The sequence below is a fragment of the Serratia sp. 201 genome (assembly GCF_037027545.1).
Lineage (GTDB): Bacteria > Pseudomonadota > Gammaproteobacteria > Enterobacterales > Enterobacteriaceae > Serratia > Serratia bockelmannii.
Map to the genome: position 1 here is coordinate 1,465,682 of NZ_JAXCHC010000002.1, position 26,098 is coordinate 1,491,779.

Annotated in this window: 27 protein-coding genes; 8 read left to right on the plus strand and 19 right to left on the minus strand. The window is 57.3% G+C overall.

Annotated features, from left to right (window positions below):
- Positions 1–39: 39 nt before the first annotated feature.
- Positions 40–933: a LysR family transcriptional regulator gene (locus tag WA302_RS15130; RefSeq protein ID WP_164099693.1), complete on the plus strand. Its 894-nt coding sequence runs from the start codon at positions 40–42 to the stop codon at positions 931–933.
- A 22-nt stretch (positions 934–955) separates the two neighbouring features.
- Here the strand turns inward: WA302_RS15130 and WA302_RS15135 are convergent, their stop codons facing one another.
- The 5 genes from WA302_RS15135 to WA302_RS15155 all read right to left on the minus strand — a co-directional run bounded on the left by WA302_RS15135 (position 956) and on the right by WA302_RS15155 (position 6,031).
- Positions 956–1,117, minus strand: a complete 162-nt coding sequence (locus tag WA302_RS15135) for a hypothetical protein (protein WP_162837924.1) — start codon at positions 1,115–1,117, stop codon at positions 956–958.
- A gap of 141 nt (positions 1,118–1,258) precedes the next feature.
- Positions 1,259–3,271, minus strand: a complete 2,013-nt coding sequence (locus WA302_RS15140) for a TonB-dependent copper receptor (protein WP_336064477.1) — start codon at positions 3,269–3,271, stop codon at positions 1,259–1,261.
- A 280-nt stretch (positions 3,272–3,551) separates the two neighbouring features.
- Positions 3,552–3,953, minus strand: coding sequence for a DUF2946 domain-containing protein (locus WA302_RS15145; RefSeq protein ID WP_089195890.1), 402 nt, complete (start codon positions 3,951–3,953; stop codon positions 3,552–3,554).
- Positions 3,954–4,293: 340 nt separating this feature from the next.
- Positions 4,294–5,595, minus strand: a complete 1,302-nt coding sequence (locus WA302_RS15150; protein ID WP_261456373.1) for a PQQ-dependent sugar dehydrogenase — start codon at positions 5,593–5,595, stop codon at positions 4,294–4,296.
- A 10-nt stretch (positions 5,596–5,605) separates the two neighbouring features.
- Complete coding sequence (locus WA302_RS15155) at positions 5,606–6,031, minus strand: DUF2231 domain-containing protein (RefSeq protein WP_025302860.1); 426 nt, start codon at positions 6,029–6,031, stop codon at positions 5,606–5,608.
- A 168-nt stretch (positions 6,032–6,199) separates the two neighbouring features.
- Here WA302_RS15155 and WA302_RS15160 point away from each other — a divergent pair, with 168 nt between their 5' ends.
- Positions 6,200–6,658 carry a YbaK/EbsC family protein gene (locus tag WA302_RS15160; protein WP_025302859.1) on the plus strand — a complete coding sequence of 153 codons (459 nt, stop codon included), beginning with the start codon at positions 6,200–6,202 and terminating at the stop codon, positions 6,656–6,658.
- A gap of 85 nt (positions 6,659–6,743) precedes the next feature.
- Here WA302_RS15160 and WA302_RS15165 read toward each other — a convergent pair whose 3' ends face one another.
- Positions 6,744–7,121: a VOC family protein gene (locus WA302_RS15165; RefSeq protein ID WP_043137320.1), complete on the minus strand. Its 378-nt coding sequence runs from the start codon at positions 7,119–7,121 to the stop codon at positions 6,744–6,746.
- A gap of 327 nt (positions 7,122–7,448) precedes the next feature.
- Here WA302_RS15165 and WA302_RS15170 point away from each other — a divergent pair, with 327 nt between their 5' ends.
- The gene (locus tag WA302_RS15170) at positions 7,449–7,811 is read left to right on the plus strand and encodes a GrpB family protein (RefSeq protein ID WP_443018044.1); all 363 of its coding nucleotides are present in this window, start codon (positions 7,449–7,451) and stop codon (positions 7,809–7,811) included.
- Between the two features lie 193 nt (positions 7,812–8,004).
- Here WA302_RS15170 and WA302_RS15175 read toward each other — a convergent pair whose 3' ends face one another.
- From WA302_RS15175 to WA302_RS15185, 3 genes are all read right to left on the minus strand, one after another.
- A complete protein-coding gene (locus WA302_RS15175; RefSeq protein ID WP_025302856.1) occupies positions 8,005–8,385 on the minus strand; it encodes a nuclear transport factor 2 family protein in 381 nt (126 codons plus the stop codon).
- Positions 8,386–8,472: 87 nt separating this feature from the next.
- Complete coding sequence (locus tag WA302_RS15180) at positions 8,473–8,985, minus strand: hypothetical protein (RefSeq protein ID WP_025302855.1); 513 nt, start codon at positions 8,983–8,985, stop codon at positions 8,473–8,475.
- Positions 8,986–9,024: 39 nt separating this feature from the next.
- Positions 9,025–10,035, minus strand: coding sequence for a LacI family DNA-binding transcriptional regulator (locus WA302_RS15185; protein ID WP_193402346.1), 1,011 nt, complete (start codon positions 10,033–10,035; stop codon positions 9,025–9,027).
- 317 nt (positions 10,036–10,352) lie between these two features.
- On the opposite strand from WA302_RS15185, the gene WA302_RS15190 reads away from it, so the two are divergent.
- From WA302_RS15190 to WA302_RS15200, 3 genes are all read left to right on the plus strand, one after another.
- Positions 10,353–11,276, plus strand: a complete 924-nt coding sequence (locus tag WA302_RS15190) for a substrate-binding domain-containing protein (RefSeq protein ID WP_049204043.1) — start codon at positions 10,353–10,355, stop codon at positions 11,274–11,276.
- A 67-nt stretch (positions 11,277–11,343) separates the two neighbouring features.
- Entirely contained in the window at positions 11,344–12,519 is a 1,176-nt protein-coding gene (locus tag WA302_RS15195; RefSeq protein ID WP_164067115.1) for a Gfo/Idh/MocA family protein, read from the plus strand.
- Positions 12,520–12,529: 10 nt separating this feature from the next.
- The gene (locus tag WA302_RS15200) at positions 12,530–13,471 is read left to right on the plus strand and encodes a sugar phosphate isomerase/epimerase family protein (RefSeq protein ID WP_025302851.1); all 942 of its coding nucleotides are present in this window, start codon (positions 12,530–12,532) and stop codon (positions 13,469–13,471) included.
- Between the two features lie 43 nt (positions 13,472–13,514).
- Here WA302_RS15200 and WA302_RS15205 read toward each other — a convergent pair whose 3' ends face one another.
- Both WA302_RS15205 and WA302_RS15210 read right to left on the minus strand, forming a co-directional pair.
- On the minus strand, positions 13,515–14,600 hold the full coding sequence (locus WA302_RS15205) for an NAD(P)-dependent alcohol dehydrogenase (RefSeq protein WP_025302850.1): 1,086 nt from the start codon (positions 14,598–14,600) through the stop codon (positions 13,515–13,517).
- A 226-nt stretch (positions 14,601–14,826) separates the two neighbouring features.
- Positions 14,827–15,141: an ArsR/SmtB family transcription factor gene (locus tag WA302_RS15210; RefSeq protein ID WP_049204041.1), complete on the minus strand. Its 315-nt coding sequence runs from the start codon at positions 15,139–15,141 to the stop codon at positions 14,827–14,829.
- A gap of 185 nt (positions 15,142–15,326) precedes the next feature.
- Between WA302_RS15210 and WA302_RS15215 the strand changes: the two genes are divergently transcribed.
- Both WA302_RS15215 and WA302_RS15220 read left to right on the plus strand, forming a co-directional pair.
- Positions 15,327–15,749, plus strand: a complete 423-nt coding sequence (locus tag WA302_RS15215; protein WP_025302848.1) for an MAPEG family protein — start codon at positions 15,327–15,329, stop codon at positions 15,747–15,749.
- Positions 15,746–16,102: a thioredoxin family protein gene (locus WA302_RS15220; protein ID WP_049204040.1), complete on the plus strand. Its 357-nt coding sequence runs from the start codon at positions 15,746–15,748 to the stop codon at positions 16,100–16,102. Before WA302_RS15215 ends, WA302_RS15220 begins: the two co-directional genes overlap by 4 nt.
- Here WA302_RS15220 and WA302_RS15225 read toward each other — a convergent pair.
- From WA302_RS15225 to WA302_RS15260, 8 genes are all read right to left on the minus strand, one after another.
- Positions 16,083–17,618, minus strand: a complete 1,536-nt coding sequence (locus WA302_RS15225; RefSeq protein ID WP_060447167.1) for a phospholipase D family protein — start codon at positions 17,616–17,618, stop codon at positions 16,083–16,085. The two genes, WA302_RS15220 and WA302_RS15225, sit on opposite strands and share 20 nt — an antisense overlap.
- A gap of 186 nt (positions 17,619–17,804) precedes the next feature.
- Positions 17,805–17,978 (minus strand): hypothetical protein, encoded by a 174-nt coding sequence (locus WA302_RS15230; protein ID WP_154649133.1) that lies wholly within the window; start codon positions 17,976–17,978, stop codon positions 17,805–17,807.
- A gap of 4 nt (positions 17,979–17,982) precedes the next feature.
- Entirely contained in the window at positions 17,983–21,081 is a 3,099-nt protein-coding gene (locus WA302_RS15235) for an efflux RND transporter permease subunit (RefSeq protein ID WP_192974067.1), read from the minus strand.
- A complete protein-coding gene (locus tag WA302_RS15240) occupies positions 21,078–22,187 on the minus strand; it encodes an efflux RND transporter periplasmic adaptor subunit (protein ID WP_049295615.1) in 1,110 nt (369 codons plus the stop codon). Before WA302_RS15240 ends, WA302_RS15235 begins: the two co-directional genes overlap by 4 nt.
- A gap of 74 nt (positions 22,188–22,261) precedes the next feature.
- On the minus strand, positions 22,262–22,876 hold the full coding sequence (locus WA302_RS15245) for a TetR/AcrR family transcriptional regulator (RefSeq protein ID WP_089180905.1): 615 nt from the start codon (positions 22,874–22,876) through the stop codon (positions 22,262–22,264).
- A 390-nt stretch (positions 22,877–23,266) separates the two neighbouring features.
- A complete protein-coding gene (locus WA302_RS15250) occupies positions 23,267–24,058 on the minus strand; it encodes an AraC family transcriptional regulator (RefSeq protein ID WP_025302842.1) in 792 nt (263 codons plus the stop codon).
- Positions 24,059–24,415: 357 nt separating this feature from the next.
- Positions 24,416–24,733: a cupin domain-containing protein gene (locus WA302_RS15255; protein ID WP_025302841.1), complete on the minus strand. Its 318-nt coding sequence runs from the start codon at positions 24,731–24,733 to the stop codon at positions 24,416–24,418.
- 314 nt (positions 24,734–25,047) lie between these two features.
- A complete protein-coding gene (locus WA302_RS15260; RefSeq protein ID WP_261456369.1) occupies positions 25,048–26,094 on the minus strand; it encodes an NAD(P)/FAD-dependent oxidoreductase in 1,047 nt (348 codons plus the stop codon).
- Positions 26,095–26,098 lie beyond the last annotated feature (4 nt).

Consider the following 26,098-nt stretch of genomic DNA (forward strand, 5'->3'; position numbering starts at 1 on the left):
GTATATTAGAAATGAATTACCGTTATCCCAGGTATAACCATGAATAATTTAAGGCGGCTGGATCTCAATCTGCTGGTGACGCTCGACGCGCTGCTGGCGGAGCACAACGTTACGCGCGCGGCGCAGCGGCTCAATTTCTCTCAGCCGGCGGTCAGCGTGCATCTCGCCAAACTGCGGGCGATCTTTGACGATCCGCTGCTGTTGCCCGGCCCGCGCGGCATGCGTCCTACCGCCAGAGCGGAGCAGCTGCGGGAACCGCTGCGCCAGGCGCTGGCGGCGCTTGAGTTGGCGGTAACGCCGGCGACGCCGTTCGATCCCGCCGTGGCGACCGATACCTGGCGTGTGGCCGCCTTCGACTACGGCGAATCCACCATCGTCCTGCCGGCGCTGAACGGTTTGCGCACGGCGGCGCCCGGCACCCGGCTGGCGGTGCTGGAAACCGCGCCGTCACGCATCGCCAAACTGGCGGAACAGGGAGAGATCGATCTGGCGTTTCACACCCGTGAAGGGGCGCCGCCCGGTTTGCGTCAGCGCACGCTGTTCAGTGAACGCTATGTGCTGGTGGGCAGAGTCGGCCATCCTAAACTGCATGAAAACCTGACGCTAACGCAATTTTGCCAATTGGAGCAGGTGATGGTCTCACCGGACGGCGGCGGTTTCTACGGCATCACCGACCAAGCGCTGGCGGACGTGGGGCTGACGCGGCGCGTGGTGCTTTCCGTGCCGCATTTTCTCTTCGTGATCTCGGTGCTGACGCAGTCCGATTTGGTGGCGATGCTGCCGGAGCGGCTGGTGCGCAACCAGCCTTTATTGCAACAACTCAAGCCGCCGCTGGCGGTGCCGGGTTTTGAAATGACCATGCTGTGGCACGAACGATCGCATCGGGATCCCGCGCACCGGTGGCTGCGCGAACATATCGTGCGGTCAGTGTAAGCGGGTTAAACTGCGCGGTAAATCACATGAACAGGAAGCGGTCGGCCAGCGGAACGCCACGCTCGAGGCGCGGTGGCAACGCGTCGTCGCGATCGTCTGGCTGAGTAGCCTGTGGCGCGACATCGTCGGCTTTTTCGATCATCAGCTCGCCGAGCAGGGCCAGAAAACGAGTGAGCTTTTGCATATTCCCTCCGGATCGTTGATTACGTTGAGGGTGATAGTAATCGCCGCTAAACCGAATGGGAAAAACTTAAAACTCATATCCTAAGAACCGGATCGCATATCGCATGACCGGGCGACGGTTGCCCATCGCCCGGTGGATGGCTTAGAAGGTGACGTTAACCTTGGCCCACAGGGTGCGGCCCGGTTCATTCACCGCGCTGTTGGCCGAATAGCCGAAGGCGCTGTTGCCCGCCAGGTTGAGGTGCTCGCTGTAGGTCTTGTTCAGGATATTATCCAGACCGGCGCTCAGCTTGACGTTTTTATTCACCTTGTAGGCGGCGTTGGCGGAGAGCACGCCGAAGCCGGCGCTTTCGGCAAAGTCTTTGCCCACCACGTTGCCTTCGTTGATCGCCACGCGGTTTTGGCTGCTGACCAAACGCCACAGCCCGGTGCCACTCCAGTCGCCGTACTCATAGGTCAGCCCCAAGCGTGCCTCCAGCGGCGGGATCTGCGGCAGCGGGCGGCCGTCGCTGGTGTTTTTCCCCCAGGAATAGGCCAGGCTGGCGTCGGTTTTCCAGTGCTCGCTCAGTTGATAACCCATGCCCATTTCGCCGCCCATGATGTTGGCGTTGACGTTATCGGCCTGGCTGAGACGCGCATTGTGCGGATCGTATTTGAACAGGATGAAATCATCGACGCGGCCCACATAAGCGGAGACCCAGCCGTTGAAGCGCTTGCCGTTGTACTGCGCGCCGATGTCGAGCTGCGTGGTTTTCTCGCTCTTGACGCTGGAGAACGGATCCTTGCTGCCGTTCGGGCCTAGCTTCGGCGAGAATAACTCCCAGTAATCCGGGAAGCGCTCGGTATAACTGACGCCGGCATACAACATCAGCGGCAGGTCGGCCAGCGTATGCTCAAGACGCATAAAGCCGCTAGGCAGGGTGTCTGAACGCTCCCCATCGCTGCCGCTGCGGAAATTCTCCACCAGGGTGCGATCAAGACGCGCGCCACCGATCAGTTTATCCTGCTCGCTGGTGGACCAGGTCAGCTCACTGAAGGCGCCGTAGCTGTTGAACTGGGCGTCTTTTTCCCAGCTGCCGCGGCTCATGCTGCGGTGGGTGTTGGTCTGCGTGTCCAGGCCGCTTTCAAGCTTCACGTCCTGCCACTGCCAGGTGCCCATCACGCGGCCGCCGACGGTGCGGCGATCGAGCTGCATCGTCATGCCGGAAGACATCATGTGCCCGCCGTGGCCCCCCATGCTCATACCGCCATGGCCGCCGTGCCCCCCCATGCCACCGCTGCCCGGCGAGCGCAGGGTGACGTTGTCCATCACGTGGTTGGCGTAGTTGTAGTAGACCTGCGCTTCCAGCTTATCCAGCACCTCGCCGATGTTGGATTTTTCCACCCGCATGCCCAGGCTTTCGCGCTTGAACTGCGAACCGTCCATGCTGCGGCCGGCATAGCGCGCTTCGCCGTTGCCGCGGCCCATGGTCACTTCCAGCAGCGTATCGTTGTCCGGCGTCCAGCCGAGCGCCAGATCGCCGTTCCACTTGTCCCAGCGCGACGGCACACGCGTATTGGTGCCGTCCTGATAATCGTTGGAACGAGATTTGTTGGCCATCACCCGCAAGTAACCTTGCTCGGCGCCGAGGCTGGCGTCGATATTCTCGTCCCAGCGGCCGTTGGAGCCGGTCAGTACGCTGGCGTTGCCCTTGATACCCGGCTCGTCGAAGCGCGGACGTTCACGTTCGAAACGCACGGTGCCCGCCGACGATCCCGGCCCCCACAGCACCGTCTGCGGCCCTTTGGTGATGGTCAGCAGATCGAAGCTTTCCGGCGAGATGTAAGAGGTGGGCGCATCCATTCTCGATGGGCAGGCGCCCAGCATTTCCGAACCGTCGGTGAGGATCTTCAACCGCGAACCGAACATGCCGCGGAACACCGGATCGCCGTTGGTGCCGCCGTTGCGGATCTGAGAAAAGCCGGGAATGGTTTTCAGGTAGTCCGAGCCATCGCTGGCCGGCACCGGCTGGCGCGGAGTTTTCGGTGACGTCACGATGGTCAGCGGAGAGTAGAGCGGTGCGGTAACGGTGATCACGTCGCCATCATTAACCTGGGCGCCGGTAGGGGGTTGATGCGCCTGCGCCGCGTGGCCAGCCAGCAGGAACAACGGCATGGCGGTGGTAATGGCGCGGGTGACGGCGTTCTTTTTATAAGTCGGTTTAAACATCATCTTTCCTTAAGCTAACTCTATTCCGTTCTTGGCCGAGGGATTATTCAGGCGTAGGGCGGCCTGGCGAAAATCACCATCGGTAAATACGGGAGGTTAATTCCATCGACGTGGAAATAACCGGACTAATAATGTCGTCTCGATGATTAACCGTTGGGCGAGTTAATTCCGCCGGGTTGAAGCAATCAACGGCAATACAGAGAACGGCAATGGGTTTGCGGTTAAATCAGAGGAAAGAGACGGGGGGCGCGCGCGGCTGTAATTCGGTGTGAACGACGTGGGCAAACAGGGGAACGAGGTAATGGATCGGCGGCGGGCGTGAAGCCAGCGACTGGGACCAGAACAGCGGGGCGTGGCTCACGTCCAGCAGCGGCGCGTGCAGCAACAGCACGCAGTAGCCGCAGGCGCTGTCGTCCATCATCATCGCCATGTTGTGGTGGCCGCCGCCGTGCTGCATCAGCGGCTGTGAGGCTTTTTCAGGCTCAGGCGGCGGCGAGTGCATACCATGATGCATCGGCATCGCCATGCCGCAATCCGCCATGGCGGTCGTTCCAGCACTTCCGGCGCGTACATGCTCCAGGGATCGCGAGACCACCGGCGCAATGAACAACATCAGAATGGCAAACATCCCTAACCAGGCGGCGGCCCGATTTCGCGATGCAGAGCGCTGAATTAACGACACAATCAACCTAAAAAAAGGGTTAACACAGGGTAGGGAATTGTACTGGTTTATGTAGAAATGTTAAAACCTTTTATTTCTGGTCAACGGTCTGTTGATGAATATATTATCGGATAAGCGCTTTAATCCTGACCAAAGGCTATTTTTTTTTGCGCCAATAACGTGACGGGGACAATATTAATGACGGAAAAACTGGCGAGCACGATTATTCCGCTTTATGACGATCTGGCTGGCGCAGAGGGATGAGTGACAATGTCACGGGCGAGTTCACCGGAACCCGCCCGTAACCTTAGTTCGCGCTGACGCGCCAGACGGTGTTGCCGACGTCATCCGCAACCAGCAAAGCACCGGTCTTGTCGATCGCCAGGCCCACAGGGGCGCCATAGAGTTCCTTCTCATCATCGGAGACAAAACCTGTCACCACGGCTTTGAGCTTGCCGACCGGCTTGCCTTGTTCAAACGCCACGTAGCTGACTCGGTAGCCGTTCAGCGGCGAGCGATCCCAGCTGCCGTGCTCGCTGACAAAGGCGCCGCCGCGATACTCGGCCGGCAGAGCGCTCGCGGTGTAGAACAGCAGCCCCAGCGGTGCGACGTGCGAGCTGAGGGCGTAGTCCGGTTTGATGGCTTTCGCCACCAGATCCGGCCGCGCCGGCTGCACCCGACGATCGACGTGCTGGCCGAAATAGCTGTAAGGCCAGCCGTAGAAGCCGCCGTCCTGCACCGAGGTCAGGTAGTCCGGCACCAGATCGGCGCCGATCTCGTCACGCTCGTTGACGATGGCCCACAGCTTGCCGCTGTGCGGTTCCCACTGTAGCCCGGTCGGGTTGCGCAGCCCGCTGGCGAAGATGCGGCTGGCGCCGGAGGCGGTGTCCACTTCCAGTACCGCGGCGCGCCGGTACTCTACGGCCAGGCCATTTTCGGTGATGTTGCTGTTGGAGCCGACGCCAACATACAGCTTTTTGCCGTCCGGGCTGGCCAGCAGAGCTTTGGTCCAGTGGTGATTGATAGTGTTCGGCAGATCGGCCAGCTCTTTACCCGGATCGCTGATGCGCGTTTCGCCCGGTTGATAGGCGTACTGCATGATATTGCCGGTGTTGGCCACGTACAGCGTATTGCCAATCAGCTGGACGCCGAACGGGGAATCGAGCCCCTCGAGGAAGACATGCTTTTCCCAGTTGCCGCCGGCGGTCGGGCGCAGAAGGGTGATACGATTGCCCCCTTTACCGCCTTTACCGGACTGGCCTTTCACCAGGCCGGCGATCAGCTGCTTGGGCGTGCTCACCGCTTCCGTGCCCGGCCCGTTGGCCTCCACGACCAACACATCGCCATTGGGCAGCGCGAGCAACTGACGCGGATGAAGCAAATCGTCCGCCACCTTATCGATTTTCAAGCCTTCCGCCACTTTCGGCGTCTGATCTTGTTGCCAGCCAACGCCCTTAGGCACCTGCATCGGCGGCATCAGAAAGTCTTGCGCCGCCGGCAACGTCGGGTCCGGGCCCATTTGTTGCTCTGGCGAAATGACGGCGCTGTTATCGCAGCCGGCCAAGGCCAATACGGCGGAAAGGGTGAGCGCCTGAGATGAGAGCTTCATGAAAACCTCCTTATTTTGCGCGGGCGCCAAGGGCCAGCAGAATATTCGCCAGGCTGAGCAGCGCGACCACGATCGCAGACAGCACCAGGCCTTGGGGTACCACGGCATACGCATCCCGGCTATGCACGAAAGCGTTGATAATGGCGAGAACGATGGCCAACAGGTTCAGCCAGAAATGGAGTTTGACCGACGAACCCAGCAGCCGGCCGCTGCCGAACCATACTTGCACCAGGTTAATCAGGCGAGGAATGATGGCAAAAATCAGGCCGATGGCGATTAGCCAGCTGGCGCCATTAACCCACTGAATATTGGCAGTGCAGGCATAAATGATGTCGAAAATTAGCGCCGCGGTGAAAAATCCATAAGGTATCGGGTTGAGCCATTCATAGACGGCCACTGCGGCCGCTGAGGGCCTTGCTGTCGTTTGCGTGGTCATGCAGGCATCTCCATGAAAAATGATGGGTAAAAAGGCCATTGGCCCCTTAAAGCTTTGTTCAGATCCAGCGATTTGAACAATTTTGATTCTCATTTTTAGCATGCGATGTTAAAACCGAAACCATCACTGCGGCATTATCAATGGCTTAGCAATATCAGGAGGAAGGGCATGAGTATAGAGCGCGTTCAGCGATTTCTGGCCGAGCACGCACCGGAGACGACGGTGACGGTGCTGGCAAAGAACACCGCGACGGTAGCGCTGGCGGCGGAAGCCTTTGGCGTGGAGAGCGGGCAGATCGCCAAGACGCTGTCGTTTCGCGTAAACGATGGCGTGGTGCTGCTGGTGATGGCGGGAACCGCCAGAATCGACAACAAGAAGTACAAGCAATTCTTCGGCGTGAAGGCGCGTATGCTGCCGGCGGAAGAGGTTGAAGCATTAACCGGCTATCCGCCCGGCGGCGTTTGCCCCTTTGCCGCACCGGAAACGGTGAGAATTTACTGCGACCGCAGCCTGTGCAGTTACGGTGAAGTGCTTCCGGCAGGCGGCAGCGATAACTCAGGCGTGAGAATTGCGCCGCAACGTCTGGCCAGCATCACCGGAGCGGAGTGGATTGACGTGACAGGGTAACTATAGGTGACCGTGTCACAATTACGTTATGTTAAATAGATTGTATCAATTCTTAATTAATAGACTGTTTTAACAGGGAAAATTACTAATCCATCGGGTGATGGCAAACCGCCTCGATATTGTGGCCATCCGGGGCGATCACAAATGCCGCATAGTAATGGGCATGGTAATTGGGCCGCAAGCCGGGCGCGCCATTGTCTTTGCCGCCGGCGTTTAACGCGGCGTGATAGAACGCATCGACCTGTTCACGGCTGCTTGCGGCAAATGCCAGGTGCAGATGCGCCGGTTTTTCATCGGTCTGAAACAGGCATAATGACACGTTATCTCGATCGCGGCACAGCTCAACGCCATAGTCGGGTTCGCCGTCGGCAACGATCTTTACGCCCAGTGGCGCCAGCGCATTGAGGAAAAACGCTTTGCTGAGGGCAAAGTCGCTGACGCCAAATTTCACATGATCAAACATGGGGAGGCTCCTTGAGCGTGAAAGAATGTTCCCATTCAGTATAGCCAACGCCGTGTTGGACGCAGAAAGCGATGCAAACGCACGCCAATGCGCATTTAACAGGCAAATACTGCCCGTTTAAGTGACGCGTTTGGATGAAATCTGCAGTATCGTAGCCGCCACGTTTTATCAGATTTCACGTAGCGCGATCAAAAAAGCAGAGGATTTCTGGCCAATACCGGCAGGTAGCCGCCATAGAAAATCATGTCCGGTCATCATTACAGGAGCGGGAAATGGCAGAGCGCATACCGGCCGGCATGTTAACGGCAATTCATCAGCAGGCCGGAGCTGCCGGCCAAACCAGCGATTGATATCTTGCTAGAAGTTGAAAGCCTGGCGGCGTTGGATGGTTTGAATGACAAGATGCATGATATGAGAGCTACGCCGCGCGGTGAGAACGGCATAGCCGGCAGGCGTTACTACATCAAGGGAAACGGCAATCATGTATTTACTGCAGGAAGTGAACAGGCGATCCGACATTTGGTGTTCAGAGATTATCTGCGCAAGCATCATGGTGTTGCTCAGCAATATGCGGCAATCAAACGTCAGGCAGCAGAAGACAGCCGGCAAAACCCGGCGGCTTATGGCCGGTTGAAAAACGAATTTGTTAAGCGGCATGAGCAGCTGGCGCTGATATGGTTAACCGCATGAGAAAGCCCATGATCAGACCTGGACGGCAGAATCTACATATCATTACTTAGGTGCGCATAATGTATATTATGTTAAATAGAATCACTGGGTACGCACGGGGGTTATCCTGCCCGTTCTTTCTCACCTCACCTTCAAGGCTTATCAGGCTGACATCCTTTTTTATGTTTAAGCCCATCTATCAACCCATCTCAGTTTAACCCTTAGTCGGCGTACCTTGATGAAAGCGCATCTGCCAACCCGCCTTTTCCGTCAGGAGCCAAATCGATGAGCGTTCGGTGCAACGAACGGCGCGGCCCTGCGCGTCATGCTGAAAACTTTTATACGTCAGCAACACGGCGCCTTCACTGATTTGCGCCAGCTTAAAACCTTCGGCGAAAATTGGCGGATAATCCGTTTCCATCTCCAGCGCCGCAACGGTTTGGCATTTGTCATAACGTAGGCCTGAACGACCAATCTCTTCAAAGTCTTCATGCAACAATGCCGCGACATGTTTCGGATCGCAGCGCGTTGTTGGCTGGTGCAGTTCAACCTCAAGCGCCTGAATTTGGCTAAGCCACTGTGCAAAATGGGTCAAAATGCCCTCCTTTTTTGATCGCGCTACGTGAAATCTGGCAAACTTCGGCAGTCAATTCTACATCAGAATGACACTCGTGAAACCTGACTATTCCCAGGATTCCTTCTCATAGGGTTTTTGCCAGTTCTTTTCCGTGACGGGTACGAGTTCCCCGTTGAACGTATAGGTACAACAGCGGCATCTCACCGGCACATCTTCTGCGGTGAATGCCGGGTTCACTTTCTGCAGTATCCCGTGATCATCTATGCATAGACCGCTGTAATAGCTCGACTCACCACAGCAGACATAGCTCTGCCAGTTTTTACGGTGCAGCGCCACCAGGTAAAAAATAGGCGCTTCTTTATCCAACCGACTTACCGCTTCGCTATGTACTTCATTCCAGGGTTGGCCCACTTTACTGAGCAGAAATTGAAATAGCGGCGTGTAATCCATGCCATGTTGTATCTGCCCATGCATACTTTCACGCAGCGGCAACTGCTCATCGTCCACCTGTTTGCCATGGCGTTCCCAGCGGTACTTACCACCGCTGGCGATGGGCCCTCTGGATGTAACGCTTTCTCTTCTATAGAGTTTCTTCTTTCCATCTCGATGTGCTCTCATCAAGCCTCAATAGTGACATTGTCACACAAAAAGAAATCCTTACGCCGGTTTCCCAGCCAAATGCGACCGCCGAACCCGCAATTCCCCGTGCCGCCAAGCGCCGTCTGCCGTGGCGCGATTGTCGAGCAGGCGATTCAAGGCCTCTTCGACCAGCCGGTCAATACGTTGGCTGTAGCTGGTCAGCGCCCAGTTGGCTGAGCCGGCCTCGTCGATATCGTCGAAACCTACCACGGCCATGGCTGACGACGGTGCTACTTGCCTGAGCGCTTCGAGCGCCCCCAGTGCCAGCACGTCGTTCTCGCAGAACAGCGCTTCAACCCGCTCACTTTCCGGCGTTGCCTGCAGGTATTCACTCATCAGTTGGAAACCGCGCTGGCGATCGTAGTGGCCAGCGGTGAGCACCCGATCCAGCTGAAAACCGGCGGCCATCAGTTTGTCGCGGTAGCCTTCCATGCGCAGCAAATGGCTACTTTGCGTATCCGGCCCCTTCATGTAGCCAAAGCGCCGATGACCTTGCTCTATCAGCAGCGTGGCGATCTCTTCGCCAGCGCGGTAGCCGTCGATGTTCACCACATCAATGTGTTCACTTTCCGTATTGCGGCATACCTGCACCAGCGGGATCTGATGCAGATCTTGCGCAATCGCCGCCCACTCTTGGGTTAACACCGTCGCCAGGAACAGAATTCCATCGACCTGCAGCTGGTCGGCCATCGCCATTACCGCCCGGTAGTTTTCCCCGGCGGTGATGTTCAGCAGCAGCGCCATATAGCCGCGGGTTTGCAGCTGTTTGGTGACCATATCGAGCATCATCATCGAATGCGGGTTCTTCATCTCGTCGATGGCCACGCCTATGATGTGCGTGCGTTTTTGCGACAGGCTGCGCGCCAGCAGATTGGGTCGATAGCCCAGCTCGGCCGCCGCCGCCAGTACGCTTTCACGCGCGCTGTCTGAGATCGACGCGCCGGGCGTAAAGGCGCGCGATACCGTCCATTTAGAGACGCCGGCCTTTTCGGCGACGTCGCTGGCGGTGGCTTTGTGGTGTTTCATCATGGTTACGTCGATCCCTGCTTCGGTGAAATCAAACTATACCCTGCTCGCTCAGATCCCCTAAGCGCCTGCCGGCATACCTGCTGCGATTATGTCCCGTTTTTGCACCCGATTGCAATTTGTTATGCAACCGGGTGCAAAAGGTAAAGAGTTTGTGATCGTCCGCGCTGTTTTCACCTTTCCCCTGTTGACCAAACTTTCTTCATGGCCGACATTCACGGTGGCATTCAGAGACTCATCGCGGTTTTGTCTCCTACTTTGCACCCGGTTGCAAAAGAACTGTTTTTACATAACACCTCTCTTCTCAACAGGATACCGTAATGAAAAAAACCAGACTGCTGTTGATGTTAGCCTGCTCGCTGTTTGTCGTGACCGCCCAGGCCAAGACCTACCAGGTCGGCGTGGCGCTGGCCAACTTCGATCTCAACTTCGTCTCCATCCTACGCAGCCAAATGGCGCGAGAACTGGCTGCGCAACAGCTGCAAGGCCAGTTCGTCGATGCCAAAGGCGATGTTGCCCTGCAGGTGCAGCAGGTAGACGATCTGATTAATCAGGGCGTGGACGCCATTATCCTCAACCCAGTCGATACGCAAGGCGTCCAGCCGATGATAGCGGCCGCCCAACGCGCCGCGGTCCCCCTTATCTTCGTCAACCGCAAACCCGAAGTGCCGCTCAGCGGCGCGACGGCCTACGTCGGCTCCGACTCGGCGCTCAGCGGCCGCCTGCAGATGGAGGCCCTGGCGAAAAAAATGAATTACCGCGGCAACGTGGCGATCCTGATGGGCGCCCTCTCCAACGAAGAAACTCGCGAACGCACCCGTGCAGTGGAAACGGTGATCGCCAAATACAAAGACCTGAAAGTGGTAGAGAAACAGACCGCCAAATGGCAACGCAATGAAGCGGTCGACGTGGTTTCCGGCTGGTTGCTGAACGGCGCGGCGATCGATGCGATCGCCGCCAACAACGATGAGATGGCCATCGGCGCGATCATGGCGCTGAAACAGGCCAAAAAGCGCGACGTGCTGGTTGCCGGTATCGACGGCACACCCGACGGCCTGCAATTTATCAAAAATGGCGACCTGGCGGTGACCATTTTCCAGGATGCCAAAGCCCAGGCGATCGGCGCGGTGCAGGTGACCCGAGCGATGTTGGATCACGCCAAAACCGAGCCCTATAACTGGGTACCCTACGCCACCGTGACGCGAGAAAACTACCCGCAATTTGCGCAGATGAACCAGAAATAAGCCGTTGCCACTCTCTTTTTCAACCCACTTTGCACCCGAGTGCAAAACCACAGTATCAGGAGTCAGCATGTTAAATGGTGAAAGAAGCATCCCTCGCCCGCTGCGTTGGGCGATGATCGGCGGCGGCCGCCTCAGCCAGGTGGGCTACAAACACCGTTCCGGCGCACTGCGCGACAACACCGCCTATCGGCTGGTTGCCGGTGCCTTTGATATCGACGCGGCGCGCGGACGTGAGTTTGGCGTCAATCTCGGCGTGCCCGCCGAACGCTGCTATGACAACTATCAACAGCTGCTGGAGCAAGAAGCTAACCGCGAAGATGGCGTTGAGGTGGTAACCATCGCCACTCCCAACGGCACCCACTATGAAATCACGCGCGCCGCGCTGAATGCCGGCCTGCATGTCATCTGCGAAAAGCCGCTGTTCTTCACCACGGCGGAGGCGAGAGAAATCAAGTCGCTGGCGGCGGAGAAAGGCCTTATCGTCGGCGTAACCTACGGCTTCTCCGGCCATCCGCTGCTGATGCAGATGCGCGCCATGATCGCGAACGGCGACATCGGCGAAATACGCATGGTCGAATTGCAGTACACCCACGGCTTCAATGCCAACGAAAGCGCGGACACGTTCGAGGCACAAAAGTGGCGCGTCGATCCGAAAATCGCCGGCCCCTCTTTTGTGCTGGGCGACATCTCCACCCACACCTTCTACATCTCGCAGCTGGTGATGCCCGATATGAAGATTGCCTCCCTGCTGTGCGATCGCCAAAGCTTTATCTCTTCCCGCGCCCCGCTGGAAGACAACGCCATGGTGCTCATGCACTACGAAAACGGCGCCGTCGGCCGCATGTGGGCTTCTGCCATCAACGCCGGCGCGATGGACAGCCAAAGCATCCGCGTGGTGGGCTCACGCGCCAGCCTGCAATGGAGCGATTCCACGCCCGGCGAATTGCGCTATGAGATCCAGGGGCGGCCCAACCAAACGCTGCACCACGGCATGCCCTATCTGGACGACAGCGCGCTGGCCGAAGAGCGGCTCGGCGCGCTGCATACCGAAGGGCTGGCCGAATCCTGGGCCAATATCTACCTCAAGTTCGCCATCGCCATCAGCGCCAGCCAGCGCGGCGATCGGCAGACGCTGGCCGCGCTGATCTATCCGGATATCGATGCCGGATTGGAAGGCGTGCGCTGGATTGAAAACTGCGTTCGCTCCGCCGACAACGGCGCCACCTGGGTCAATTACCAATAAGGAAAGCACCATGAAACTTTCGTTCTGTACCGACAGCCTGGGCCATTTACCCTTCGAGCCGATGCTGGATCGGCTGCTGGAGCTGGGGGTGCGCGGCGTGGAAATGACCACCGGCGGTTGGTCCCCGGCGCCCCATCTGGATGCCGACGATCTGCTGGCCAATCCCGCCAAACGCCGGCAGCTGCAACAGGCGCTGGCCAGCCGCGGCATGGAGATTGCCGCGCTCAATGTCTCCGGCAATCCGCTCGATCCGGGCGAGCTGGGGCAGCGCCATCTGCGCCAAACCGACAATACGCTGGAACTGGCTGGCCTGTTGGGGGTGAAGAAGATCGTCATGATGAGCGGCCTGCCGCCGGCCAGCCCGCATGACACCATCCCCAACTGGATCACCTATACCGTCAGCTGGCCGCCGACGGTGAAAAACTGTCTGGATTATCAATGGAATGAGGTGGCGATCCCCTATTGGCAGGCACTGGTCGCCCGAGCCAAAGCGTGCGGCGTTGAGCGCTTTGCGCTGGAAAACTTCAGCGCCATGCTGGTGTGGAACCCGGAAACGCTGTTCCGGCTGCGCGAGGCCGTTGGCCCGATGGTGGGCCTGAACCTCGATCCCAGCCATTTGATCTGGATGGGCGCGGATCCCATCGCGGTCGCTCGCGCCCTTGGCCCCGCCATTCACCATGTACACGGCAAAGACGTTCGCCTGGAACGCGGTGTCGTCGAAGTTAACGGACTGCTGGAAACCAAACCGATCGACGAGGTGGCCGGCCGCGCCTGGAACTATGTCGCCGTCGGCTGCGGCCGGGATCTGCAGTGGTGGAAGGAATTCTTCTCGGTGGTGCGCATGATGGGCTACAACGACTGGGTGTCGTTGGAAATGGAAGATTTGACCATGTCGGTCGATGCCGGCATCGTCTCTTCCGTTCAGGCGCTACAGCAGACGATCAGCCAATAACACCCTGCGCGGCGGCCACGGCCGCTGCGCAGAGTTCATCACGTTACGGGGTTATCGCCAACTTAATCACGCCATCGCGCTTTTCGGAGAACAGGTGGTAAGCCTCGGCAATATTCTCCAGTTGAAAACGATGCGTCACGAACGGCGTGAGATCCAAACCGCCATGCTGGATCACGTTCATCATTCTGCGCATCCGTTCCTTGCCGCCGGGGCACAGAGCCGACCGAATCGTATGATCGCCAAGCCCATAGGCAAACGCCTCGACAGGCAATTGAATATCGTCGCTATAGACGCCAAGGCTGGACAATGTGCCACCGGGTTTTAAGACTCGCAGCGCCTGATTAAAGGTGGCCTGCGTCCCCAAACACTCGATGCTGGCATCCACGCCGCGCCCTGCCGTAATCTTGAATATTTCATCAATCACATCGGTTTCCTTGTAATTCAACAAGACGTTTGCCCCCATTTTTCCCGCCATCATCAGCTTTTCGGGAGAGCTGCTGATGGCAATAATCAGGCTGGCGCCCCGCAGGCGAGCCCCCGCGGTGGCACATAAGCCGATCGGGCCCTGGGCGAAAATGGCTACCGTATCGCCAATGTTAATGTTGGCATTTTCTGCCCCTTTGAAACCGGTAGACATCACATCCGGGCACATCAGCACCTGTTCATCCGTCAGACCGTCGGGGATGAGCGCCAGATTAGCTTCCGCATCAGGCACCAAGACATATTCAGCCTGAGTGCCGTCGATAACGTTGCCGAAGCGCCAACCCGCCGTGGCTTTATAGCCATGGCAGCGGCATTCGGGTAAATAGGAACCGTCCTGCGCGGGAAAGCCGTCCTGACATGAATAGGAGGTAAAAGAGGGGCAAATAGCCCCAGCCAATGCCCGCTGCCCCTCTTGAAAGCCTTTAACATTGCTTCCCAACTTTTCAATAATGCCGACCGGCTCATGGCCAATGGTCAACCTACGCGGTACCGCATACTCTCCCTTGAGGATATGAATATCCGTGCCGCAGATTGTCGTCGTGGTTATTTTGAGCAAGGCATCGTTGGGACCAGGGGAAGGAATAGGTTTTTCAATGAGTTCTATTCGCCCCTTTTCGATAAAGGCAGCGGCTTTCATCATGCGCATGGCGGAAGATCCTTTGGTTTCTGCCGAAGTGGCTACAGAAAAGAATAATCCAATCGGTCATTTTTTCCGATTTTACCGCCTTGGGAAATAATTAAACACGCCAGTAATCTTTATCGGTAAATAATATAAAAAATATAATTCAATAAAATAACATCCAATAAAATCTGCTTTGTCACGCTGCCGAAAAACACGGTCGATTTATCTCGGCCGGCGATCAACGCCCTGTTCACTTCGGCGCGTAAATCTCTCTGAGCGTGGCGATCACTTTCGCCACGTTTGGGTTATCGATGCGGTAAAACAAGGTTTGCGCTTCGCGTCGGTACGTCACCAGACCTTCATTGCGCATTTTCGCCAGGTGCTGCGACAGCGCCGATTGGCTTAGCGGCACCAATTGTTGTAGCTCCCCCACGGCAATCTCATCGTGTTTCAATAGCAGGCAAAGCACCAGCAAGCGGTGTTCGTTGCCTATCGCTTTCAACAGCCTGGCGGCTTCAATCGCCCCTTCGATCAGAAAGGGATCTTGGCTAGCTTTTGCATTCATGGTCAATCACGGCCCCGTCATCATTCAGCCGCATTATAGCGGCTTTCAGACGCTGGCACAGCATTATATTAGCACCATTTAAATTAGATGTTGCTAATTTATATAAATCTAATATAACCTTGTATTCATGCCAATTGGCTCTCCCTGAGGCCGCAGGCCTTCCCCAACACAAGTGAGAATGCATTATGAATATGCCAACCCTGGTACTGCTGGCGTTTGCCGGCTGGACCTTATTGATTCTATTCGGCACCGTCGGCGTTTATCGCTGGTCCAGAATTTTAACCGGCCGTGCCACGGTGAGCGAATGGCAAGCGAACAAACCACAGGGCAGCGATAGCTACCAGCGCGCCATTGCGGCGCATCGCAACTGCATTGAAAATTTGCCGGTTTATACGGCCCTCGTCGTGGCGATAGCTGTATTTCAGGTGGAAAGCACGACGCTGAATGTCTTGTCTCTGGTGCTGCTCGGCGCGCGCATGGCGCAGAGTCTGGTTCACATCGGTTTCGAGCAGACGGAAAACGTCGCCACATGGCGTTTCGCTTTCTTTTTCACACAAATCGTCACGATGTTTTGGATGGGGATAGAGATCGTCGGGAGCCTGCCATGACGATCACGAACCTGGCAGAGCCCCATGAGGTGGCCCATTTCCTCTATGATGCGGATAAACCCAAGGGGCAGCGGGCCATCCTCTACTTTTCCGCCTCCTGGTGTCGCCCCTGCCAGAATATGCAGGGGATCGTTGAACAGCTGCACCGTCACACCAACGAGATCGCCTTCGGCAGCATTGACGTCGCGCAGGCGCCGACGCTCGCCCCTGCATTCGGTATTAAATCCGTGCCCTCCCTCGCCCTGTTTGAGGATGCGCGCCTCGTTGCGATCATCGCGGGCGAGGTTCCCTTGCAGCGGTTGACTCAACAGGTGTTGGCGGCCTTCGCCGGCGTTACAACATCCACTCGATAGGCAACCAGCCGGCCACGGTAAGAACGATGCGTTTTACCCAGCCGGCACCGGGTTCTTGCTGGTGTACCTCGGTATGGCCGTCTTCGAAGGCTTCTTTCCACACCATTTTGCCTTCGGGCGTCAATGCCGGCCGATAGGCGGCGTACTCAAGCGGGCCATCAAACAGTTGGCGGGTGTCGGCCGCCAGCGCCGGGCTGTCGATCAAGAATCCCATTTCGCAGTTCAGGTGCGCCGAGCGCGGATCGAAATTGAACGAGCCGATAAACACCCGCTTATCGTCGATGGCGAAGGTTTTGGCATGCAGCGCCGCGCCGGACAGCCCCAGCGGCTTGAGCTCCTTGCGCCCGGTCGGTTGACCGGCGCGCAGCTTCAGCTCGAACAGTTCGACGCCCGCCTGCAGCAGCTCACGTCGGTATTTGGCGTAGCCCGCATGCACCACCAGCACGTCGGTGGTGTTCATCGCGTTGGTCAGCACGCGAATGGATTTCCCCTGTTTGGCAAGCGATTCAAAGAAAGTCGCCCCTTCTCGCCCCGGCACGAAATAGGCGGAGACCAGATCCAATTGCTGGCTGACGCCGCCGATGATCTTACCCAGTTGCGTCACCATCAAACGATCGCGCGAAGCCTTGCCCAACCCTTTCGCCGGATCGTCGGCCACCAGCTCTACCTGGGTGAATTCCGGCTGTACGGCGCCATCGCGAAAGCGCACCGCGCTGGTTTCCAGCTGCACCGCCAGTTTACGGGCGCGCTCGCTGGTTTCGGTGGCGGCGGCCTGCGTCAGGAAGGCGGAAAGATCGCCTTTTCCCCTAATAATCTGCTCAACGCCGAACACCGAGGCGCTGTTCCAGTAGCGATCGAAGACCTCGGCGGTCTCCGCCACCACGTTGCCGACGCTCAACACGTCGAGATCGAGGAAATAGTTTTCGTCACCGACCTGAAAATACTCGTCGCCGATGTTGCGGCCGCCGATGATCGCCACGGCGCCGTCGACGATGTAGGACTTGTTATGCATGCGCCGGTTCATGCGCATAAAGTCGAAGGCGTAACCGGCCAGCTTCGGCGTACGTACGGTGGACGGATTGAACAGACGGATCTCGACGTTTTCCTGGGCGTTCAGCGCCGCCAGCGTCTCATCCATGGCGACGCCGTTATCGTCCAGCAGCAGCCGCACGCGCACCCCACGTTGGGCCGCGTCATACAGGGTTTTCAGCAGGATCTGCCCGGAGGTGTCGTTATGCCAGATGTAGTACTGAGCGTCGATAGACCTTTCCGCCATCCGCGCCAGCGCCAGGCGGCTGGCGAACGCATCGTGGCCGCTGACCAGCGGCACCACGCCGCTCAGGCCGGAATGTGCCGCCATCTGTTCGGCGGCCCGCGCCGGCAATAGCGCGGTAGGATCAGCCGGCAATGCCGCCTGCGGCAGACGCTGCGAAATATCCGGCAAACGAAAGATGACTCTTGCCGCAATAATGGCGATCGTCACGGCGATAATCAGATACACGACAATTTTTATCACGGGAGGCGGCCTCGGAGGTTGACTGCTTTGCTTTATACGTCATTAGGTTGCTTCAATCTATAGGAGAAGCGCGCTATGCGCGAGGTCCGCTTGGAAAACGAAAAATATCTTACGTTACTATCCAAATCATGCCAGTTGCGCCGTATTGCGCAACTGGCATATCTATCGGCTTTAATTTATTCCAGCTTAGGCATGATGCTTAAATGACGAACATCCATTTCTGTCAGCGCAACGCCATTCAACGGCGAAGCGCCATCGATATCCCTGACGGTACCAACCTCTGGCTTTAAAAGCCAAGGCGGCAGCCCTGCCAATGCCTGATGAAACGCCGGCAATCAGAACAGCTTTATATTCAGACATTTTTTTATCCTTCAGACGTGGAATGGCTTTCGGTTGGCAAGGTTGCCGTTGGGCTCTTTATCCGGAACCAGATAGCATACATAGCAGGCAGGAACACCAGCGTAATAATGGTTCCACCCAGTGTCCCGCCTATCAGGGTATAGGCCAGGGTTCCCCAGAATACCGAGTGGGTTAACGGGATAAAGGCCAGAATGGCCGCCATCGCCGTCAGCAGTACAGGCCTGGAGCGCTGTACCGTTGCCTCAATGACCGCATGATAGGGTTCAAGCCCTTCCTGCTCGTTGTGATGGATCTGCCCAATGAGGATCAGCGTGTTACGCATCAAGATCCCTGACAGGGCAATCAAACCAACCAGCGCATTGATACCAAAGGGCTGGTTGAAGAGCAGCAAGGTTGGCACCACACCGACCAGCCCCAGAGGTGCGGTCATAAAGACCATCACCATCGCCGACATCGAACGCACCTGAAGGATAATGATCAGCAATGTCATGGCTATCATGATAGGGAATAACGGCACCATCGCTTGGGTAGCTTTCCCTGACTCCTCAATAGAGCCTGCCTGTTCAACCCGGTATCCATTCGGAAGCGTTGTGATGATGGGCTGCAGTTGTTTAAAAATCGCAGTGGAAACATCAGGTGCCTGAAGGGATTCGGCAATATCGCCTCGCACGGTAATGGTTAGCATACGGTCACGACGTCGCAGGACCGGGTCTTCCATGCGCACTTCGACCTCGCCAACCTGCGATAACGGAATACGCTGCCCTGCAGAACCGACCAGGGTGAAACCCTCTATTTTCGCCGGATCAAGTCTGATATCGCCGGCAGCGCGTCCCACGACCTGCACCGAACGGATATCTTCGCGCACCGCGGTGATAGGAACACCCGAAAGCAAGAATTGAAGCTGCTGGGCCACGGCATTTGACGTCAGCCCCACGGCCTGCAGGCGGTCCTGATTCAGGGTGAAATGCAGTGTTGGCACGCGTGAGCCCCAATCCGTGTTGACCGTTCTCATCAGCGGGCTGGCCTGCATCAGCATTTTCACCTTGTCCGCGATGTCTCGTAATACCGTCGGATCAGGCCCTGTCACACGGAAGGCAACCGGATAGGGTGAGTAAGGGCCAAACACCAGTTGGGTCACGCGAACTCGCGCCTCAGGAGCCAGTCCATCAGCCGCAGCCTGGCGAAGACGGAACTTGAGCGCCTCACGGGCTCCCTCACTGTCCGTCAGGATAACAATTTTCGCAAAAGAGGGATCAGGTAGCTCGGGTGCCATGGCGAGATAAAAACGAGGAGCCCCTTGCCCGATATAAGCCGTCACGATTTTTGCTTCTTTCTGGTGCTTCAGCCAGTCCTCAATTTTCGTCACGGCGGCGCTGGTTTGTTCAATGGACGAGCCATACGGCATCTGGACGTCCACAAGGACCTCTGGCCGGTCAGACGTCGGGAAAAACTGTTTTTTCACCAGCGCCATGCCGAGAACAGCAACGGTGAATACCGCGACGACAGAAGCCGCGACCAGCCATTTTCGCGCGATGACCTGCGCCAGCAACTGACGAAAACGGTTGTAGCGGCGGGTGTTGTAGATAGCTGTGTGCCCCCCTTGAACCGTTTTGATATCCGGCAGCATTTTCACCCCAAGGTAAGGGGTGAACACCACTGCCACCACCCAGGAGGCAATCAATGCAATTCCCACAATCCAGAACATATTGCTGGTATATTCACCCGCCGTGGATTGTGCAAAACCGTTGGGCATAAAGCCAACGGCCGTCACCAGGGTGCCTGCCAGCATCGGCGCAGCAGTGTGGCTCCATGCATAGGCCGAGGCTTTGATTCGGTCGTACCCCTCCTCCATTTTCACCACCATCATTTCAATGGCAATGATGGCGTCATCCACCAACAACCCCAGGGCCAGGATGAGCGAGCCCAGGGTAATACGGTCGAAGTTTTTACCTGACGCCTCCATGACCACAAAGACGACAGCCAGCGTCAGGGGCACAGCAGCAGCGACCACCACACCCACACGCCAACCCATACTGAGAAAGCAGACCACCATCACGACCAGCAACGCGACGAAAAATTTGATCATGAACTCATCTACGGCGGAACTGATGTTAACTGACTGATCGGTGACTTTCACGAATGTCATGCCGAGTGGCATGTCCGCATTGATGCTGGCGGCTTCCTTATCCAGCGCTTTACCCAGCTCCAGACCATTCCAGCCCTCACGCATCACGATACCCAGCAGAAGTGCAGGTTCGCCCTGATTACGCACCATAAAGGTCGCCGGATCTTCGTAGCCACGCTCGACCGTCGCCACATCGGAAAGCTTCAGCGTCCTCCCTTGCACCACAACCGGCGTTTCACGAATTTTTTCCAGTGTGTCAAAAGCCCCATCCAGACGGATAAAAACCTGCGGCCCACGGGTATCTATCGAGCCCGCAGGTGTCAGCACGTTCTGGTTGTTCAGGGCTGCAAAGATATCCTGGGCAGAGACCCCCAGGGTTGCCAGACGGTCATGGGAAAATGAGACAAATATCCGCTCGGCCTGCTCACCGATAATATTGACTTTTTTTACCCCGGGAACATGTAATAAGCGCTGGCGTAATGACTCGGCATCGCGCACCAGTAGCCGCTGTGACTCGCCTTTTGCCTTCAGCGCAAAGAGCGCAAACGTGACATCCGAAAACTCATCGTTAACCATCGGCCCAGACACCCCTGCCGGCAAATTTTTAGCCTCGTCGCTGAGTTTTTTGCGTGCCTGATAGAACGCTTCCTGGACCTCTGAGGGGGGAGTGCTGTCCAACAATGAGAGCATGGTAAAAGCCAGACCGGGACGCGTGTAGGTCTCTGTGCGGTCATACCACTTGAGCTCCTGGAGACGCTTCTCCAGCGGTTCGGCCACCTGATCCTGCATTTCCTTAGCCGTTGCTCCAGGCCAGGCGGAAATGATGGTCATCTGCTTGACCGTAAAAGGCGGGTCTTCTGCGCGCCCCAGCCCAAGGAACGAGAGAATACCGGCAACGGTGATCAACAGGATAAGAAACAGCGTAACGGAACGCTCGCGTACGGCGAGCGCGGAAAGATTGAAACGTCCGCGACTCATGGACGACTCCCGGCGACACGGATATCGCTCTGCTTCGCCAGCCGGACTGTCTCACCATCATGCAGTAGATGAGCGCCCAGCGCTACGACCTGTTCGCCAGGCTTAAGGCTGCCGGTTACGCTTGCTGCATCATCCTCGAGGCTCACGACCTGCACGGACCGCCAGGTCACTCTGGCGGGATTTCCTGAAATGCTCCAGACCCCCGGACCTTTACCCGCGTCAAAAACAGCCGCTAAAGGCACCTGCAGCAACGGCTGCGATGCTCTGCTCTGCGCAATATGGATGGTGACAGTGGCCCCCAGAGGGGCACCAGACAATGGACCGTCGAGCACGTACCTTGCTTCAAACGTGCGCGTCAGCGGATCGGCTGCATCAGAGAGTAACCGTAGCTTCGCGGAAACAGAGGGTGTATCGCTGCCGTACAGAGAGGCCTGTGCCACGCTTCCAATTACCGGGCGCAGCGTCTCAGGCAGTTGGACGACCGCTTCGCGTTGTCCAGCCCTCGCCAGCCTGATAACTGGCTGTCCGGCACTGACCACCTGACCTGGCTCGGCCAGCGTGTCCATCACCACTCCGTCGGCGTCAGCGACCAGGACTGCATAGCCCATGGCGTTTTGCGCCACATTCGCCTGCGCCTGGGCGGCACTGAGGTCAGCCCTGGCCGTCTCTGCGGCAGCCTTAACCTGATCGTAAGCGGATGCCGACACAGCACCTGTAGTGACCAGACCGCGATAACGCGATTCATCATCCGCTGTCTGTCGGGCTCGCGCTTTTGCTGCGGCGACTGCCTGCTGTTGAGCCTGAGCCTGTAGGCTCAGATCAACCGGATCCAGACGCATTAACGGCTGGCCACGTTTCACGGCCTGGCCGGTATCGACGAGACGTTCCAGGATTTTGCCTTGAACCCTGAAACCAAGGTCGCTCTGAATTCGTGCAACCACCACCCCCGTAAAAGCACGGGAAAAGTCGGTTGCATTGATCGCTGCGGCAGACCTGACCAGAGGTGGCAGACTGCGTGGATCGCGGTTATCGGAAGCCTCACCGCAGGCCACAAGGGCAAACGGCAACAGACAGACAGCAAAGGTGACAGGTTTAAGTCCGAGCATGGGTTCCCTTAATTAATTAACAGGACAGGAACCCATACTTATACTTGTGACCATTATTGTCAATGGTCACAAAGTCAGGGTGACAAACTTCTCAAGATCAGTGATGGCAGCAACACCGCCGCTGCTTGGACGGTGTCCAAATTATATTGCAGCTGAACCGGGCTGATATAGGGACGCATGACCATAAAAATCGCATCCGCCGCCTCATCCAGTGGCGTTTTTCTTTCGAACTCACCTGCCTGGCGCCCTTCAACAATGATCTGCTCGATTAGCTGCCGCAGGTGCTGCTCATGAGCTTGTGCTGAGGGCCATTTATCACGCACAGCAACAGCCGCAATATCGTGCAACTTACGGTCATGAAAAAATAAATCACAGCCAGATTCTGACAATGCCTTGAATAACCGCCTTATTTTCTCTGCAGCTGTCGGCGCATCCGCAATCGCTGCGTGGACAATATCCCTTATGATCGCCAGCCGATTAGCGCAGATCACTTCTCCAATCGCCTGCTTGGAATCGAAAAATTTATAGATATAAGCTTTTGAAAAACCAATTGCTTTGGCGAGGTCGGAAACCGTTGTTTTTTCGTAGCCATAGTGACCGAAATGCTCAGTGGCCGCGTCAACGACCTGATCGCGGACACTGTGGTCGGAAGGTCCCCTGGAAGGGGTTTCATTCATCTGTTTAGTCATTTTCCCATCCTAGCTCAATGAAGCCCGGCTGACAACGAGTGACCAATTGGTAATATGGTCACAATTCAAATTCGGTTCAAGGCTTCTTCCTGTTTGCCCTAAATACACTTGCACTCTGGCAGACTTTTCGCCGGATGATACAGCGCCCCCGGGCACTCCACTTAATCAACAAAACGGAACATCTCACCATGAATAATGACGTCATCATCATCGGCGGCAGCTTTGCCGGTCTCGCCGCAGCCCTGCTATCAATATGGTTAATGCCCGCGCGGACAGCCTCTCTGATACTCCCTCAGTCACCACGGCGCGATGGCGGGTATCTTCGCTCGGCAGTCGATGCTCACCTGAGTGCAAGCAACAACAATCTCCAAGCGGATCACTGCCATAAGGCTATAGCGTAAAGCGCGAAGGCGAAACGCCAAACAGTTTTTTGAACGCCACCGAATAGGCGCTGTGGCTCTCATAACCGCTTTCGAAGGCGGCGTGGATGATCGAGTTGCCCGCCAGCAGCAGCGGGATGGACGACAACAGCCGTAGACGCTGTTTCCACTGACCAAAGGTGATGCCGGTTTGTTGAGTGAAGTGACGCTGGAAGGTTTTCGCGCTGATCGACAATGAATCCGCCCAGATCTCAATGCCGCGATCGTCGGCCGGCGTGATGACCAACTGCCGGCAAATGTCAGCCATTCTCGCTTCCATCGGCCAAGGGAGATGCAGCGCCAGCTGCGGCTGCAGGCTCAGTTCCTCGAGGAACAATGCTCTGAGCAACGCGTGGCGTTTGGTCTCCTCGCCCTCGGGCGCCAGCGTCGCCAACTGGGCGATCAGCTCGCGCAGCAGCGGCGACACCTGCAAGACGCCGTCGCGCAACGGCAACCGCGCGGCGGTGAATTCATCAACAAAAATCCCGTAAACGCAAATGTTGCTCTGCATGACCAACTGATGTTCTACCCCCGGCCGCAGCCAGACTGCGGTGGTAGGCGGTACGATCCAGCGTCCGCAGCTCGCCTCGACCGCCATAACACCCTGTTGCGAATAGAGCAAATGGCAGCGTTTATGCGAGTGGTAAGGAATGACAAAGCCCGCCGGGTAGTGTTTCACCAGCCCCGTCACCTCGAACGCAGAGTTTTCGTGGCTGCTGAGGTCGATGCGTTTCGTTTCGGCGTTGTCGACGTCGAATCCCATGGTCGTTTGTCCCTTTTGATAACGCGAATGTCTTTTATTTGATAGAGAGGCCGCATGATCCTCCATATAGTGACGTTCTCGCAAGCCACACCAGGGGCCTTATGCGAAGAAACTCACTATTTACACCAAAATTTCATCGTTCTGCTTAAAACGAAGGCGATGACGTTGCGCATGCGCTGCGCAATGGCGGCTCGTTGCGGGGGCGACGCGGCCGAAAGTGATGGAAAGGGAAAGCGCGGTGGCTTAAATCAGGAGGTATGCGCATCAATCAGCAGGTAGCTCAGCCTGGGGGGCGGCTTAATGCTAAAGGGATAGGGAGAGCGCCTAGGCTCTCCTCCATCCAGAATGGTTATCTCGTCAACGGGCCAACTCGGCGCCGTCCAGCTCGGAAATCGCCAGACAAATCACTTCCGTGATGGCCTGTACCGTATAGGCGGTCTTGGCAGGAATGATTAACATCTCATGGGGTTGCAACGTCTGATCGTCAACCTTCAGTTCACCGCTCAGTACCATCAGTTTCACCCAGCCCGGATGAAAACGCGCCGGTTGTTGGCTGCCCGCATCCAGCTTCAGCAACGCCGTATGGCCAGGCGTCTCCCGTTTCAAAATGTGAAAGTGTACCCCATCGTAAGGCATGTTTTCGTAATGCAGTGACGCCAGTGTTCTCTTATGCATGGTAAGTGTCCTCGTGACCTGTGAGTAGCTGCTCCGCCTTCGGTCGCCGTAAAAACGATTGGCGGCTGTCCCTACCGAAAGCACCGGCTCGCAGCCTCTTGGCGAACGGATTAACTGTCGTACTTGCAGCGGCCAGATCGACCGCCGTTTCATGCCTAACCTGCCTCAGGCATGCTACTAAATATATAAGAGCCTCGCCGACGGCGCAAAAAACCGCTGCAGGGTTGAGCGTATTACGGTGCTGATCCGTAGTCGGAAAACCTGAACGGCGAGACCAAGGCGCCGTCTGCCGGAGATCGCGATGGTCTCCCCCTTCACACCCCATCATTAATAAATCGCGCCGGGCGATAAGCGTGCGGAATGGCGGAATTGACGCCATGCAGCAGCTCGTCTCCGATCAGCCGGCCAAGCGTCGGTGCGCACATCACGGCCGGATGCATCACCGCCACATAGAGGCAGGTGGCGCCCAGCGGCCCAACGATGGGATAACCGTCGCGCGGCCGGGGGCGCATCCCCACCGAACACGCCTGCAGTTTCAAGGGCGCCGTGCCTGGCAGGCGCCCTTCAATCGCCGATTGCGCTTCGCCCTCCACGCGATTTTCATCGCCGTGCGCAGGATAATCTTCCGCCGCCAGCAGATCGCCATTTTGTGCATGACGCACTTCGATGTCGTCGCCCGCAATCAGCGTGTTCACCACCTGCGCCGCCGCGTGATAGCGTAACAAAATGGCCGGCGACGCCTCGATCGGCAGCGAGAATCCGCTACCGTCCAACAGCGCCGAGATCCCCGTGCCGCAGGCGAGCACCACCCGATCGGCGGTAATCGCGCCTTCCTCGGTAACGATGCCGATTATCTGCCCGTCTTCACGCAAAAATCCGCTGACGGTTCGCCCCAGGAACAACTCCCCGCCCCACGCGCGAACGCATTCGAGCAACCGCTGCGTCACTTCTTGCGGATCGACGGCGCCGTCATGCGCCGCAAAATAGGCTTGGCTATCGGGCTGCCTGAGCCCCGGTTCCAGCGCGGTCACCTCGGCGGAGGGCAAAAGCCGATTATCGGGGTTTTGCGTCGCCGGCGCCTGACCATAGCTGAGCGCGCCGGACCAATTCACCCAGAGATCCGGGATCTCCTGCGTCAGGCGTATCCAGTCAGCCACGATCTCGCGCCGCAGAAACGCGTCGGGCGCGCCCTCAGGCACGCCTTCGCTGATCCAGCCAAACGAGCGGCCTGTGGCTCCCGCCGCGGGATGCGCCTGCTCAACCACGATAACGTGCTGCCCTTGGCGCGCGAGATGATAGGCGATCGATGCGCCGACAATCCCGGCGCCCACGATAACCATGCGTGATGATGTTCCATTCATTTAA